Here is a 15,754-nt window from a genome sequence, read left to right as displayed (position 1 = left end):
TTGTCCATGAAAGTCGAATTATTTGTCCCATGTTTTGTAGATCAGTTGTCGCCCGAGACTGCATTTAATACCATTAAGTTATTGGAGAAAGCTGGCTGTGAGGTCAGTTACAATGCTGATCAGACATGTTGCGGGCAGCCGGCTTATAATGCCGGATATTGGGAGCAGGCAAAGGTGGTCGGCAATAAGTTTCTGACAGATTTTTCAGACAACAATTATATTGTTGCACCTTCCGCGTCGTGTGTGGGTATGGTTAAGGGCGGGTACAACGATTTGTTTACCAATTCTATCGTGCATAACAAATGCCGGAGCATCCAGGCAAATATTTTCGAGTTGTCTGACTTTTTGGTGAACGTACTGAAACGCGACTACTTCGGGGCAGAATTGGAGGGTAGGGCAGTGTATCACGACTCATGTAGCGCCTTGAGAGAGTGTAAAATCAAAGATGAGCCGCGCCTGCTTCTTTCCAAGGTGCACGGTTTGGAACTTGTGGAAATGAAGGACACAGATATGTGCTGCGGTTTCGGGGGTACTTTTGCTGTAAAATTTGACGCCATATCTTCTGCAATGGCTGAGCAGAAAGTTAACCACGCGCTTGAGCAGGACGCCGAGTATATTATTTCAACCGACCATTCCTGCCTGATGCATCTGCAGGGCTATATCGACAAAAATAACATTCCGCTGAAAACGATGCATCTGGCGGATGTTTTAGCAAACGGTTGGCTTGAAAGTACAGAATATTAGTTAGCTTTGCCTATAAGCAGATCGCATCGTAAGCGATCAGAAAACACTATTTATTTAATTTAAAATCATAGTTGTAGATGATTAATATCACGTTGCCTGACGGCTCTGTCCGTCAGTATGAAAAGGGTGTAACTGCCCATGAAATTGCGCTCTCAATTTCTGAGGGCCTTGCCAGAAATGTCTTAGCAGCTGAAGTTAACGGAGAAGTCTGGGATTCTTCCAGAGGGATTGACACAGATGCTACAGTAAAACTGCTTACCTGGAACGATGAAGCAGGTAAAGCAACGTTCTGGCACTCTTCTGCGCACTTAATGGCCGAGGCACTTGAGGCCTTATATCCGGGTACCAAGTTTGGTATCGGACCGGCTATTGAGACTGGCTTTTATTATGATGTGGATTTTGGCGACAGGGAATTTTCTTCCGACGATTTCAAGGCTATTGAGGCCAAGATGCTTGAGTTAGCCAAACAGAAATCAGTATTTGAACGCAAGGCGGTTTCTAAGGAAGAGGCGGTAGCTTACTTTGATGAGAAAGGCGATGAATATAAGCTGGATCTTTTGGAGGGACTGGAGGATGGTAAAATTACGTTCTACACACAAGGCGCATTTACGGATTTGTGCCGCGGTCCGCATATCCCGAATACCGGATTTATCAAAGCTATTAAACTGATGAACGTTGCCGGGGCCTATTGGCGCGGCGATGAAACCAGAAAACAGCTTACCAGGATTTATGGGGTGACTTTCCCTAAAGCCAGCGAGCTGACTGAGTATCTTCATATGATTGAAGAAGCGAAGAAGAGAGACCACAGGAAACTGGGAAAAGAGCTCGAATTGTTTGCTTTCTCAGAAAAGGTGGGTATGGGTTTGCCTTTGTGGCTGCCTAAGGGTGCAGCACTGCGGGAGCGCCTGGTGCAGTTTCTGACCAAGGCGCAGGTAAAGTCGGGTTACGAGCAGGTGGTGACGCCGCATATCGGGCATAAGAACCTTTATATTACTTCCGGCCACTACGAGAAGTATGGCAAAGATGCGTTCCAGCCTATAAAGACCCCTCAGGAGGGCGAAGAGTTTTTCCTGAAGCCAATGAATTGTCCGCACCATTGCGAGATATATAAGACCAGGCCAAGATCATATAAAGATCTGCCCCTCCGTTTCGCGGAATTTGGGACTGTGTATCGTTATGAACAAAGCGGGGAACTGCACGGGCTTACGAGGGTGCGTGGCTTTACACAAGACGATGCGCATCTTTTTTGCCGGCCTGACCAGGTGAAGGAGGAGTTCAAGAAAGTGATTGATCTGGTTCTTTATGTGTTTAAGTCGCTGGGCTTCGATAACTATATTGCCCAGGTTTCTCTCCGGGATCCGGATAACCGTGCCAAATATATTGGTAGCGACGAGAACTGGAAACTTGCTGAAACTGCAATTATTGAAGCGGCGCAGGAAAAAGACCTTCCAACTGTTGTAGAGTATGGCGAAGCGGCATTTTACGGTCCGAAACTAGACTTCATGGTAAAAGATGCCTTGGGCCGTAAGTGGCAGCTGGGTACTATCCAGGTCGATTATAACTTGCCGGAACGCTTTGAACTGGAGTATACCGGAAGCGATAACCAGAAACATCGTCCGGTGATGATACACAGGGCGCCGTTTGGTTCATTGGAACGTTTTATTGCCGTGCTGATCGAGCACTGTGCGGGCAATTTCCCGCTGTGGTTGTCGCCCGAACAATTTATCATTCTTCCGATCTCTGAGAAGTATGAAGATTATGCAAAAAAAGTTTCAGATGAATTAAATAATTACGATATTCGCGGGCTGATTGACTTCCGTGACGAGAAGATTGGAAGGAAAATCAGGGATGCAGAGGTCAAAAAGATCCCTTATATGCTGATTATCGGCGAAAAGGAGAGTGCCGAAGGAAAGGTCTCTGTGAGAAAGCATGGTGAAGGAGATTTAGGGGAAATGACCCTGCAAGCGTTTAGTGAATTATTAATAAAAGAAATAACAGTTTAACGGAACTAAAAATTTGGCATTAGGCAGACCAGGATTTAATAGGGGACCACGTCCTCCTTTTAAGAAAAAAGAAGCAGAACATAATATTAATCAGTTCATCAAAGCTCCCGAAGTGAGATTGGCTGGCGATAATGTTGAACAAGGGATTTATCCTTTGTCAAAAGCTTTGGCCATTGCTGATGAACTTGAACTGGACTTGGTTGAGATTTCCCCTAATGCGAACCCACCTGTATGCCGTGTAATGGACTACAGTAAGTTTGTATATGAGCAGAAGAAAAAGCAGAAGGAAATTAAGGCCAATGCCAAGCAGACCGTTATAAAGGAGATCAGGTTCGGGCCAAATACCAGCGATCATGATTTTCAGTTTAAACTTAAGCATGCGATCAGTTTTCTGGAAAATGGAGAAAAGGTCCGCGCTTATGTTCATTTCAAAGGTCGCGCTATTGTTTACAAGGAGCAGGGAGAAATTCTTTTGCTTAAGTTTGCTCAGGCCCTTGAAGACTATGGCAAGGTTGAATTGCTTCCCAAACTGGAAGGAAAGCGTATGTTTTTAACGCTTGCTCCAAAAGTTGCAAAAAAATAGATAAATTAAATAAATAAACACAGGTTATGCCAAAAATGAAAACCAATTCCAGTGCCAAAAAGCGCTTTTCGCTTACTGGAACAGGTAAAATCGCAAGGAAGAACGCATTCAAAAGCCACATCTTGACAAAGATGTCGACTAAACGTAAGCGTAACTTAGGGCACACTTCAATGGTGTCAGATGCTGACATGGGCAACGTTAAGCGTATGCTCGCAATCGGTAAGTAATTAATTTTTTAACCAGGTATCCGGTAGTAAGTTTGCTGTAAAACGCAACGCCGTTTATCAAAAACAACAACAACATGCCACGTTCGGTAAACGCAGTAGCTTCGAGAAGAAGAAGAAAAAAGGTTCTTAATTTAGCCAAAGGCTATTGGGGATCAAGAAGCAAGGTATTCACCATTGCTAAAAACACAGTCGAAAAAGGTTTGCAGTATGCATACCGCGACCGTAAAGTAAAGAAAAGAGAGTTTCGTGGATTGTGGATCCAGCGTATTAACGCCGGAGCCCGTCAGCACGGTATATCGTACTCACAACTGATTGGTAAATTAGCTGCTAAAAATATTGGTTTGAACCGTAAGGTACTTGCTGATCTAGCAATGAATCATCCAGAGGCTTTCAAAGCTGTAGTTGATGCAGTAAAGTAAGACATACATTTAATAAAAAAGGGAGCCAAAAGCTCCCTTTTTTTATTTTACAGACTTTTCATATTGTAATGTATTTGCCTGCTTCTGCAATTGTTTCTTTAGTAATGACATTTAAAGCCGGTACCTTTCCAAGAATCTTCACGCCACTGTATTTTTCAATATACTCTTCCGTCTCTGAATTGCTTTTGCCGTTAAAAATCAGGCCTTCTACAGGAATTTGGTAATGCTTCAGAACCTCCAGGGTGAGTAGTGTATGATTGATGCTACCCAAATAGTTCTGTGAGACGACGATCACTTTAACACCTAAGGATTTGATAAGATCCAGGATCAGGTCACGATCGTTCAACGGCACCATTAGCCCTCCGGCACCCTCAACTATAAGTGTGTTTGCTTGCGCTGGTAACTGAATAAGATCTTTATCGATTTCGATCCCATCAAGCCGGGCAGACAGGTGGGGAGATAAAGGTTGTCCAAGCCGGTATTTCTCTGGATGAATCGTTGTTTTGGGATTGCTGATCAGTTGTCCCACAAGCAGACTATCGCTAACATCCAGATCGCCCGATTGAATAGGTTTCCAGTAATCGGCATTAAGTTTTTCTGTTAAGATGGCACTGATGATTGTTTTTCCTATCCCTGTACCTATTCCTGTGATAAAATATCTTTTCATACGTTAAGTTTTGATAATGCATTGACTAAGCCGATAATCTCAGAGTCGGTATTGTATAAATGAAGACATATTCTTAGTCGTTCATAGCCAACTGGAACGGTAGGGCTTAAGATAGCCCGTACGTCAAAGCCCTGACTTTGAAGTTCTGCTGCTGCATTCCTGCAGCTGTCGTTTGACGGACAGATCAGGGTTTGAATAGTACTTTCCGTCGTTATTATATGTGGCATCTCAGCCTGCATTCTGGCGGTATATAGCTTGATTGTGTTGGCTATTGCTTCTGTGTAGTTGGTGTCGTTAAGCAAATGATAACCGGCTCTGACCATCGCAATTCCGTGTACCGGAGCTGCCGTGGTATAAATGAAACTTCTGGCAAAATTGATGAGGTAGTTCCTCAGAGTATTGCTTCCGATCACAGCGGCCCCATGAGAACCAAGGGCTTTGCCGAAGGTCATGATGCGTGCAAACACTTTTGATTCCAGTTTAAGCTGTGACACCAAGCCTCGGCCATGATCTCCAAAAAGACCCGTGGCATGCGCTTCGTCGACAATCAATGCCGCGCCATAGCGTTCACATAAAGTACTTATGGTTAGTAGAGGTGCCAGATCGCCATCCATGGAATAAACGCTTTCTACGACCACGTAGATGTTTCCTGACGCTTTCCTTAGTCTGGACTCCAACTGGTCGACATCGTTATGTTTAAATGTAAACCTGTTTGCGTGCGATAAGCGTGCGCCGTCTTTAATGCTGGCATGAACGAGTTCATCAGAAATAATGGTGTCACCGCGCTGAGGTAGGGAAGATAAAAGCCCGACGTTGGCATCATAGCCTGAATTGAAAATTAATCCGCTTTCTGCCCCATGGAATGCTGCAATGTAAGCTTCTGTTTCTTCTGTAAAAGCGTGGTTGCCCGATAGTAGTCGCGATCCGGTGGCGCCATGTTTATAATTGCCGAGCGAATTTAATATGCCCTCAGCCCGCTCTCTCAGCGCGCCAGACCGTGCAAAACCGAGGTAGTCATTAGAAGAAAAGTCTATCAGAGCGCCCGGCTGCTCCAGCCTCCTTAGCGAACCGGCTAAAGTACGCTGCTCTAGTCTGCTTTGCATAAATTGCTCAGCTCTGGTCATGAACCCTAGTTTTTATTAAGCTGAGAGATAGATTTTTGCATTTGTGACATCATGTGGGTCAGCGTTTCGATGGTTGGTTCAGGCGTCGGGTCAGGAAGCGCAGAGGAAATAAATGCTTTTGCTTTCCATATTTCCAGAATGTCTTCGGACGATATGTTATAGGGGTCGTAAGCTTTATTGTCTGAGACGAGTTTCAGTTCTTTGTTCTCTCTGAATTTGTTTCCGGCCCTTTTGTACACTATACCTTCATTTCTGCTGATAACGATATAGGTGTCGCCAGCTTTTACGTCATGCCAGTTGTCCAAGTACTCGGCAAGAATAATGCTTCCAGGTTGAATAGGTAGCATGGAATCGCCCATAATTTCGAATGCCCTGAAGGTGCCGTTTCTGAGAAAAGGTAATGGCAGATGAAATTTCGGAAGATCTTTGATGTATTCCGGATCAGACAGACCATTTAAATAACCTGCACTGGCCTTAACCGGTACGAGTTCGATGTTCTCATTCTCATCTTTGTCTACCGAGATGCTTAATATCCTGAGGTTAGATCCCTGACTTTTTGGTTTTGGCTTCCAGTTATCATTGATGTTTTCATTAATGAATTCATCTATCGTCAACTCAAAATATTCTGCTATCTTTTTTAGCAGGTCATATTTAGGTTCTGCCCGGTCTTCCTCATAAGCTCCGATCAGCGATCGCTTAATTTCCATAATATCAGCAAACTGCTGCTGTGTAAGTCCTTTTTTCTTTCTAAGGTACTTCAGGTTAGAGGAGATATTTGCCATAAATAAAAAAGTTAAAATAAATTTGTTTCTACTAAAATTGTTAGTATTATTGTGCCAATAAAGTTAGTATTAATAATTGATTTCTGCAATAAATATACTAATTAAATTAGTTTAAACAAGTAATAGCAAGCATCATGAGAAAATTTGTTTATATCGTTACAGATCGCAACCGTACAAGTTTACACGTAGGAATTAGTGCCGACCTTATCAAAACGCTTGATTTTTATAAGAAGATGCCTTGCCTTTTTTTTGATAGTGCACATCAACTGACAAGACTTGTGTATTTTGAGGAGTTTAAAACCGAGGCGCAGGCGCTGAGCAGATTCAAACAGATGAGTAGGTTTACAAGGGCTCAAAAGGAGCGTATTGTAAGATCGTGTAATCCCGACTGGATTGATCTTACAATAGGCCTTGATTTCGAACATATCATGATGTCGAAGAAGATTTCTACTCAGGTAAATCTTCAGTTCGGCATCCTCTCCTAGTTAATCCGGCTTACCACCCTGGGGCAAATGTAAGTCCAAATACGCCTGCCGATACGTCCTTACGCTGAAAAGGGAACGCGTAATATGGCTCCAGAACAAAATAGCCAAACACGTTAACCCGTAGGGAAATGCCTGCACTCAGTGCCGGAACACGTTCATTGGTAAAACTTGTTGTAATTGGGTTTCCGTTTTCATCAAATACTGGCTGACCTGCTGAATTAAGCACAGGTACCGTCTGATAAGTGGGCTGTCCTTTAAATACGACCTTTTGCCCCTCATTCCAGGCTACACCGGCATCAAAAAATAGATTGAGGTCGGAAAAAAGCAAACCTGATGGGATTTGGGCAAGTTTTTTAGGCCCTGTAAATGGTAGTCTGAGTTCAAAATTGAATACTGCCATTTTACTCCCTGACAACTGATTAATGTCGAAGCTTCCGTTTTGTGATTGGTTGCGGTACAGGGAATTTGCCTCATATCCACGGATGAAGTAAGGATATCCAATGAACAAGGGGTAAAGGTTTTCGCCGTCTTTGCCAATTCTCAAATAATTGTAAGTTCTTGCAGCGAAGGTGACAGGTTTAACCCGGAGATACCTTCTGGCATCAAGCGTAACTGCCGAAAACTGGTAATCGCCAAAGTATTTCTCTGCGCCTACGCGATAACGGAATCCATCTAATGGCCCGGTTATCCCATTGATTGTATTGTCGCCTACAAAAGATGCGTTGGTTTGGAAAATGGAGAAAGCATTAAAAGGCATTCCATACTCGTTTGTAGCCTGATCAGTGGCTACCTTATTTCGGTCGGAACCGATATAGTAGCCATCGTAGGTATAATAGTTGCTTATCCGGTCTATCCGGTAACCATAATGGGAAAAAGCCCCGCCAGCTTCAAATCTGTGGACTTTATTGAAAGGATAGGCGCCAAACACCTGCACCTGGTCTTCAAAAGTCCTGATCAGGTTTGTACGGTCGTTAATCACTTCTTCAGTATTTCCGTTGTAGCTGATCTGGTCCGGAACAACCTCCCTGAAACCTGTTATATAGGGGATGTGAGATACCGCAACGCCCCAGTTTATACGGCTTTGCTGATTGATATACCCCACCATACCTCCAAAGTCGTAGATTTCCCCATTTATGGATACGTTTGCCACAATTTGATTTCTGCCAAGGATATCACTGAACATGCCTACGATGCCACCCTGCACACCAGTTCCAAACCGGCTGGCGGAAACGCCAACACCGCTATTGGCAAGATAATCCAGGCGGAATTTCGGTTTGTAGGGTACGAGCCGCATGGAGTCGGCACTAGTCTTTTCGAAACGTTCGAAATTGCCAAGATTGGAGTTTACGATGTCTACCCCAGCATTCTCCATTGGAGGTAAAACCGCCGCATCGAAGTTGACTTCGTTTGGATCAACATCCATAGCCCTGAAGTTAGCGAGCGGGGAGTTATACAAGGTATACCGTTGATACCTATAATAGCTGTACACGATGTCGTCGTTCCTGGAAACTGAGATAGCGGGAGAGAATTCGGTAATACCGCTTATCCCGGTGAAGTAGTCTGTTAGCTGTTTTACGGACTTGTTGCCTAGGTTATACTCATACAAATTTCTGAATCCATCACGGTTAGACAGGAAGAACAGTCTCTTGCTGTCGCCCGAAAACTGCGCATTCAAATTATTGGCACCAGGGAAAACAGGAATGTTGCCTAATGACTTTGAGGCGAAATCGTATACCGTCAGGTTAATCGGATGAACGGCATTTGTGCCGCCCTGACTCATTGAAGCTCTGTCGGACGAGAATACCAGCATTGTGCCGTCAGGGGAATAGCTCGGTGCGTAATCAGAATACGTGTCATTCGTAATTTGGGTGATTTCCTTTGTTCTGATATTGTAAGAGAAAATATCACTTTGACCTTCAACCATTCCTGAAAAAGCGATTACTTCGCCGTTGGGCGACCATGTTAGGTTGCCGAACTGCTCCACCTGCTTCATGTCGGTTCTGAGTACCACCTTTCCATTGCTGATGTTAATGATCATCAGTTGATTTTTGCCCTTGCTGAAAATGCTAAAAGCGAATTGCTTGCTGTCTGGCGACCAGGCACCGGCAGACTCAAGAAAATTATAGTCGTCTATATGTGAGTTGGCCACCTGGCTGCTTAGTTTTCTGATGATCTGCCCGGTCTTAGCATCGGCAAGGAACAAGTCTATACCAAACAGATCTTTCTCCGATAAGAATACCAGGTATTTACCATCCGGACTAAGGGCAGGGGCCACGTTCATATTCCCCGCGTTTTTATTATCTATAATCTTCGTTCCGGTTATTTGTATCTGTGAGCTATCGGGTTTCAACATTGGACGGTAATGTGTTTCGATGGCGTTTTTCCAAAGCCCTGAAAGCGTGTTGTCGTCATAACCGAAAGTGTACCTTAACCCGTTCTCGTAGCCATAACGTGCAGTGGCCTTAAACAGGGGGGACAATTGTGGTATCCCCATAGCGGGAGCCAATGAAAGTCCAGAATGCTTGTCCATACCGATATGGGAAGTATTTATTGGAGTTCGTTAAATCTTTCAAAGAAGGGATATCCCTGTTCAGCAAAGCATCACGCATCCACATGGAAGTGAAGGCATCTACTTTTCCTACCGACAGGTACTCGGCCATACCTTCAATCATCCATAACGGGATCTGACTAATGTTTTCCAGCCCCATAGAGTCTTTTTCCAACAATATATGATACTGAAAAGCGTGCACCAGCTCATGCCCTAAAACATGGCGGGTCTGGTTGTTCAGTTCCATCACAGGCATAATAACCCTGTTCTTGAAGGCCTCGGTAACACCACCGGTCCCAACGCCAACTTCTCCCTGAAGCGCCGTTGTCTGCTGAAAATCCGGGTGGTTGTTATACAGAATGATCGGATTCTTTTTAAAGAACGTATCTCTGAAAACCTCCTGATGCATCTTATACCATGTCTCCGCATCTTCCGCAAATTTCTTCACCATCTTCTCATTCTTCAGATAGTAGTAAAGCTCGAAATGCGGTGTTTGAAGGACTTTGAATTTCTCGTTTTTATAGCGTACCCTGTTCTGTCCGAAATATTGTGCGTTAACGGTGAACGCGGAGAGTAAAACGATGACGACCATCAGAATCAACCGTTTCAAGGATGTAGCGCTTTTTATCATAATATGACAGGTTAGTATAATTTAAATGTACGAAGTTTTACATAAACAAGTTTAAACGGCAAGATGTTACACCTGACTAAAAATATTTAGCTCTTATTGCTGTTGTCCTGCTCTTTTTCTTCCTGCCGCTGTTTCCTTCTTAGCTGTCGTTCTTCGCGTCTGGTAAGGGGCGCTGGTTGTGCGGCCTCCTGTTTGGCCGGCTGCGATGCGGGAGGTGCCGTTTTTACTTCTGCTGGCTTTTGTTCCTCCTGCTGAGTCTTTTCCGGCTGCTCACCCTCAAGCAAAGGCACCTCGAAATCTGTTGAGTCGACCGCCAAACTATCCGTTTCCGTAGTATCCCTGACATACCTTGGGGTAGGGCAGTAATATTCTCTCTCGATTTTTACTTTTGGTTTAGGGAAGCGGCCTTTCGTATAACCGGTGCTGGGATCCTTATACACCTTATCCATAAATTTGGCAAAGATGGGGAGCGCTGTTTTCGAACCTTCCCCTGTTTCACCGTTTTTAAAGTGCGCGGTCCGCTCATCGCAGCCCACCCAAACACCTGTTACAAGGTCTTTGGTAACACCCATATACCAGGCGTCCACATAGTCGGATGATGTTCCGGTTTTACCACCTATTTCGTTGTTATGCAATACTTCTCCGTACGACCAAAGCGCCTGAGACGTACCTTCAGGCTCCTCCACACCCCCTCTGAGCATATAGAGCATCAGCCAGGCGATTTCTTCACTCAGCACACGCTTAGTCTTAGTTTTAAACTCTTCGATCAGGTTGCCGTCCTGATCCGTAATACGTTCAACCAAAATCGGATCTGTACGCACGCCCTCGTTCAAAAACGTACCGTAGGCACGCACCATTTCATATACCGACACGTCATTTGGTCCGAGACTTACGGAAGGCACAGTGGCCAGTTTGCTCTCGATTCCACATTCATGCGCCCATTTAACTACATTCTCTGCGCCTACGGCTTCAGTTACCTGGGCCGTAATGGTGTTTACCGATTTGGCCATTGCCCAGCGAAGCGACATTTCGCGGTAGGTAATGTTCCAATCGGCGTTTTTAGGCTCCCAGTATTCAGTTTTTCCCTTTTCCTGGTAAGCTATACGCACTGGCTTATCTGTAAATTTGTCGCATGGACTCATGCCTTGCTCCAGCGCGGCAAGGTAAGCGAAGGGTTTGAAAGTAGAGCCCGCTTGCCTTTTCGCCTGACTCACATGGTCATATTTAAAGAATTTATGGTCGATACCACCCACCCACACCTTAATCTTTCCGCTGAAGGGGTCCAGCGTCATCATACCAGTATTTAGGATTTTTCCATAGTATTTAATGGAGTCCATGGTGGAGAACAAGGTATCGCGGTCGCCATTCCAGGTAAATATTCTCATCCTCTTTTTACGGTTAAAATAGGCTTCTACAGAATCAGGCTGATCCTTGAACTTTTTTTCAAGCATAGCATATACCGGCAGGTTCTTCATAGCACGTCCCGGATAATCAACCTTATTGTCTTCAGAGTCGTACCAAGGGTCCTGGTTACCCCATACATTGTAAAATCTACGCTGAAGTACCTTCATCTGTTCAGAAACGGCCTCTTCCGCATACTTCTGGAGTTTGGAATCAATGGTGGTGTAGATTTTTAGCCCGTCCTCATACAAGTCATAGTTATTCTCCTCACACCATTTTTCAAGATATTTGTCGACCGCCGTACGCAGGTAAGAATCACCCTCACTGCCACCGTCCATCATACCTTCACGTAAATTAAGACCGGTACGTTTGAACGTGTCGAGTTGGGCAGCCGTCAGGTAATTATATTTATTCATCTGTGTGAGGACTACATTTCGTCGTTCCAGCGCACGCTCCGGATTTCTAACAGGGTTATACATGGAGGTGCCTTTCAACATGCCCACCAGCAATGCTGATTCCGGGATTTCCAGTTTGTCGGTCGTTTTATCGAAATATATCCTCGCAGCAGTCTTGAGCCCGTATGCATTGTTACCGAACGAGACGGTATTGAGGTACATCGTCAGGATATCGTTTTTTGAGTAGTTGGCTTCAAGTTTCACTGCTGTAAGCCATTCCTTAAGTTTAGGAACGATTGTTCTAAGCAAGGGTATTTTGCTTAGAAGGCCCTGCGATTTATTGTAACGCGTCCGGTAAAGGTTTTTAGCGAGCTGTTGAGTAATGGTACTGGCTCCTCGCCGGTCGCCCGTAGCCGTCGATATACTGCTTGACAGCAAAGAACGAAAGTCGATCCCCATATGCTGGTAGAAGCGTACATCTTCGGTGGCAACCAGCGCTTCAATAACGCTGGAATCAATCTCCTCGAAACTTACAGGAGTCCTGTTTTCCTTAAAATAGCGTCCAATTAGCTGTCCGTCCGAAGTGTATAATTCAGAACCTACACGAAGCGTCGGCGATTTAATGTCTTTGTAAGAGGGCGAATAGCCAAATAACCAGAGAAAGTTAAGTTGGAGCGCACAAAAGAAGATAATAATGCAATAAATGAATATGATTGAGTAACGGATAAACTTATTCCGGATTTCTTTAAACATGTGATAAAGATCAAAAAATCGTAAAACTCCTTATGTTAAATAGTGTTAAAACCCACGGTACAAATTAACGTAATAAATTCCCTTAAATTTTATTCTATGTTCAAATAGGGCTGATTACATGAATTTAGTTACATTTGCCTCGCTTTTGGTTTCTTTATGATGAATAAAGAATTAAAAGGGAATACGGTGTAATTCCGTAACTGTCCCGCAGCTGTAAGCTCTGTAACGGTGTTCAAATCACGCCACTGAATTGTCGATAGGCAAATTGGGAAGGCAGAATATCCGGGAGTAAGTCAGAAGACCTGCCTTTAGCCATATGATTTCATAGCTTTCGGGGATTGAAGCTAGGAGTGAGTGCTGTATTATTATTGTATTTCATTTCCTTGATCTAACTGTTTGCTGTGGGTAATACTCACAACAAAATTATTGTTGTTGTTTATTGTGTTTTGCAAATGATTAAACAAACAATACAGAATGAAAATTAAGAACAAAGTGTGGATGGCAGCCGGATTCGGCGTTCTCCAACTCGGTATCGCTGGTGCCGCATCAGCGCAGGACGCCATCAGGCTGGATAGCGTGGTCATCTCTGCGACCAAAAACGACCAGAAGCAGTCGCAAACCGGAAAAGTGGTCACGATAATCGGAAGCGAGGTACTGGAGCGCAGCCATGGCAAGAGCCTGGTCGAACTGCTCAATGAACAGGCAGGCATTGTGGTAGGCGGGGCAACAGGAAACGTCGGGTTAAATAAAAGTCTTTTCTTTAGGGGAGCAGCGAGTGTTCACGCCGTTGTTCTGATCGACGGAATCCTGGCAAGCAATCCTTCTGGGACCGGTTCATCATTTGATCTCAGAATGTTTTCTATCGACCAGATCGATCACATTGAAATCATCAAGGGCGGACAATCTACCATCTATGGATCGGATGCGATAGCCGGTGTAATCAACATCATCACCAAAAAAGGTACTAAAGCTGGCAACAGTGTGTATGGTGTAGCCAGCTACGGCAGCTATGAAACTTATAAGGGAACCATTGGCATCAGTGCCAACGTAGAACAGTTTTCTTACAACATCGCATTCACACAGGGCAAGACAGATGGCATTTCCGAAGCCGCTAACCCGGTTGGCAATACCGACGTGTTCGATAAGGACGGCAATAAGACGGGAACCGTTAACGCAAACTTCGCGTTTCAGGCGACAGATAAGTTCAGTGTAAGTCCTTTTTTGCGCTACTTTTATGGGCATTACGATTTTGACGCCGGTTCATTTGCCGACAATCCGTCGAACAATTTCAAACTTGAGCGTTTCAACGGCGGGTTGAACACCAAATACGATTTTGGCCGGAGTAAAATAAATCTCAATTACAGTCACGAGAAATCCAAGATCAACACACTGAATCAGTACGGAACAAGCAATTCAGTAGGGTTTATGGATCTGGTCGATCTGTTCTACAATCAAAAGGTTGGTCAGAAGGTTGATGTTCTTGTGGGTCTGGACAACCGGGCTACAAGGTTAAACGCAAATTCCAAGGCTCAAACAAATCTCTTCAGTACCTATGCCTCTGTGTTTTTGCACGATCTGAGCATCTTTAATCTCGAAGTAGGCGGAAGATATAATAAGCACAAAGAATACGGCGAGAACTATACCTACAACATCACACCCTCAGTAAACGTATTGGAAGGTGTCAAACTCTTTGGTACCGTTTCCACATCGTTTAAGGCGCCAACGCTTGAAAACCTTTTCGGTGCTTTTGGAGCCAATCTGGATCTGGTACCGGAAAAGTCGAAAAACTATGAGGCGGGTTTTAACCTCAGCTTTGTTGAGGATCGCTACAGTTTGCGCGCGGCAGGTTTCAAGCGCGACTTAACCAATGCCATCGTATATGGAACTGTTGGCTATGTGAACCAGGCCAACCAGGAAGTAAAAGGATTTGAGATTGAGCCGGCGGTCAGATTGTCCGTGTTTAATATCAACGGATATTATGCCTTTGTTGAAGGTACAGAGTTCAACTTCATCACCAACCAGGTTTCCGATTATCTGTTGCGCAGGCCAAAGCACATTTTTGGAATTAATGCTGGCGTTCAGGCCACTAACGCACTGTATCTGAGCAGCTCATTCAAATACAACGGTGCCCGTACCGACGGAAATTTTAGCGATTATGTGATCGAAGATCTGCCGGCTTATAAAGTTTTAAATTTCTACGGTGAATATGCGTTATTAAACAAACGCCTGAAAATATTTGCCGACCTGAAGAATATCCTCGATGAGCAATACCAGGAGTTTTACGGGTATAACAGCATGGGCTTTAATATGAATGCCGGTTTAAGTTTTATTATTAAGTAAGAATTGATATTTTTACAACTCAAAAGCTATACATATGTCATTAGAAAAATTCAACATCAGAAATTCTATCTTGATCCTGATCGTTATTGCTGCAGCAGCTACACGGTTTCTCCATCTGGATAGTTTTACAAGTTGGTTTAATTTTACGCCGATTGGCGCTATAGCGATGTTTGGCGGCGTTTATTACGCAGATAAACTTAAGGCATACTTTATTCCCTTTATAACCCTGCTGGCCAGCGATCTTATCTTGAATTATACCGTCTACTATCATATCGACGGCAAATTCGACGCTGCAGTGTGGACATACATCAGCTTTATGCTGATGGTAACAGTCGGCCGCTACATGAAACGCGTGAGCGTTCTGTCGGTTGTTGCCGGGTCCTTTGCATGTGTTTTTATTCACTGGATTGTTTCGGATATCAGCGTGGTCATGATGGAGGGTTCTATGTACCCAAGAACGTTCAACGGTTATCTGCTGGCCCTGTGGAATGCGATTCCCTGGGAACGCAACCTACTGGTAAGCACACTTGCCTACAGTGCGGTGATGTTCGGCGGATTTGAGTACGCTAAGGCGAAGTTTCCTTCATTGAGGTACGCTCCGGGTGCCGGATTGCAGCATGCTTAACATAATCTTATTCGTGTTACAACCCCT

14 protein-coding genes and 1 riboswitch are annotated in these 15,754 nt (G+C 44.3%); of the genes, 8 read left to right on the top strand and 6 right to left on the bottom strand.

The genetic code is table 11. From position 1 onward, the window contains the following. Positions 1-6: 6 nt before the first annotated feature. The 5 genes from J3P40_RS13460 to rplT all read left to right on the top strand — a co-directional run bounded on the left by J3P40_RS13460 (position 7) and on the right by rplT (position 3,976). Positions 7-744, top strand: coding sequence for a (Fe-S)-binding protein (locus J3P40_RS13460; RefSeq protein ID WP_256006583.1), 738 nt, complete (start codon positions 7-9; stop codon positions 742-744). Between the two features lie 77 nt (positions 745-821). Further along, positions 822-2,747, top strand: a complete 1,926-nt coding sequence (gene thrS / locus J3P40_RS13455; RefSeq protein ID WP_256006581.1) for a threonine--tRNA ligase — start codon at positions 822-824, stop codon at positions 2,745-2,747. A gap of 13 nt (positions 2,748-2,760) precedes the next feature. Then, positions 2,761-3,330, top strand: coding sequence for a translation initiation factor IF-3 (gene infC / locus J3P40_RS13450; protein WP_256006578.1), 570 nt, complete (start codon positions 2,761-2,763; stop codon positions 3,328-3,330). A gap of 26 nt (positions 3,331-3,356) precedes the next feature. After that, on the top strand, positions 3,357-3,557 hold the full coding sequence (gene rpmI, locus J3P40_RS13445; RefSeq protein WP_256006575.1) for a 50S ribosomal protein L35: 201 nt from the start codon (positions 3,357-3,359) through the stop codon (positions 3,555-3,557). A gap of 74 nt (positions 3,558-3,631) precedes the next feature. After that, a complete protein-coding gene (gene rplT, locus J3P40_RS13440) occupies positions 3,632-3,976 on the top strand; it encodes a 50S ribosomal protein L20 (protein ID WP_256006573.1) in 345 nt (114 codons plus the stop codon). Positions 3,977-4,034: 58 nt separating this feature from the next. Here the strand turns inward: rplT and bioD are convergent, their stop codons facing one another. Genes bioD through J3P40_RS13425 form a run of 3 tightly spaced genes read right to left on the bottom strand, consistent with a single transcriptional unit; the run spans position 4,035 to position 6,549 of the window. Next, positions 4,035-4,643, bottom strand: a complete 609-nt coding sequence (gene bioD / locus J3P40_RS13435) for a dethiobiotin synthase (protein ID WP_256006569.1) — start codon at positions 4,641-4,643, stop codon at positions 4,035-4,037. After that, positions 4,640-5,767: an aminotransferase class I/II-fold pyridoxal phosphate-dependent enzyme gene (locus J3P40_RS13430; protein WP_256006564.1), complete on the bottom strand. Its 1,128-nt coding sequence runs from the start codon at positions 5,765-5,767 to the stop codon at positions 4,640-4,642. The genes bioD and J3P40_RS13430 overlap by 4 nt, the downstream gene beginning before the upstream one ends. A gap of 5 nt (positions 5,768-5,772) precedes the next feature. Then, positions 5,773-6,549, bottom strand: coding sequence for an XRE family transcriptional regulator (locus J3P40_RS13425; protein WP_256006561.1), 777 nt, complete (start codon positions 6,547-6,549; stop codon positions 5,773-5,775). 134 nt (positions 6,550-6,683) lie between these two features. Between J3P40_RS13425 and J3P40_RS13420 the strand changes: the two genes are divergently transcribed. Beyond that, positions 6,684-7,034: a GIY-YIG nuclease family protein gene (locus J3P40_RS13420; protein WP_256006558.1), complete on the top strand. Its 351-nt coding sequence runs from the start codon at positions 6,684-6,686 to the stop codon at positions 7,032-7,034. A 10-nt stretch (positions 7,035-7,044) separates the two neighbouring features. Here the strand turns inward: J3P40_RS13420 and J3P40_RS13415 are convergent, their stop codons facing one another. From J3P40_RS13415 to J3P40_RS13410, 3 genes are all read right to left on the bottom strand, one after another. Next, complete coding sequence (locus tag J3P40_RS13415) at positions 7,045-9,564, bottom strand: tolB protein precursor (RefSeq protein ID WP_370687717.1); 2,520 nt, start codon at positions 9,562-9,564, stop codon at positions 7,045-7,047. Further along, complete coding sequence (locus tag J3P40_RS17825) at positions 9,497-10,213, bottom strand: basic secretory protein-like protein (RefSeq protein ID WP_370687716.1); 717 nt, start codon at positions 10,211-10,213, stop codon at positions 9,497-9,499. Before J3P40_RS17825 ends, J3P40_RS13415 begins: the two co-directional genes overlap by 68 nt. Positions 10,214-10,299: 86 nt before the next feature. Continuing rightward, complete coding sequence (locus J3P40_RS13410; RefSeq protein ID WP_256006556.1) at positions 10,300-12,762, bottom strand: penicillin-binding protein 1A; 2,463 nt, start codon at positions 12,760-12,762, stop codon at positions 10,300-10,302. Between the two features lie 129 nt (positions 12,763-12,891). Next, positions 12,892-13,086, top strand: a riboswitch (cobalamin riboswitch). A 150-nt stretch (positions 13,087-13,236) separates the two neighbouring features. Here J3P40_RS13410 and J3P40_RS13405 point away from each other — a divergent pair. Both J3P40_RS13405 and J3P40_RS13400 read left to right on the top strand, forming a co-directional pair. After that, positions 13,237-15,102, top strand: a complete 1,866-nt coding sequence (locus J3P40_RS13405) for a TonB-dependent receptor plug domain-containing protein (protein ID WP_256006555.1) — start codon at positions 13,237-13,239, stop codon at positions 15,100-15,102. A gap of 34 nt (positions 15,103-15,136) precedes the next feature. Continuing rightward, positions 15,137-15,727: a DUF6580 family putative transport protein gene (locus J3P40_RS13400; RefSeq protein ID WP_256006553.1), complete on the top strand. Its 591-nt coding sequence runs from the start codon at positions 15,137-15,139 to the stop codon at positions 15,725-15,727. Positions 15,728-15,754 lie beyond the last annotated feature (27 nt).

The organism is Pedobacter deserti (genome assembly GCF_024436415.1).
In the GTDB taxonomy this organism is placed as follows: domain Bacteria; phylum Bacteroidota; class Bacteroidia; order Sphingobacteriales; family Sphingobacteriaceae; genus Pedobacter; species Pedobacter faecalis.
Note: the sequence above shows the minus strand (reverse complement) of the source record. Positions and strands in the feature narration are given on the sequence as shown.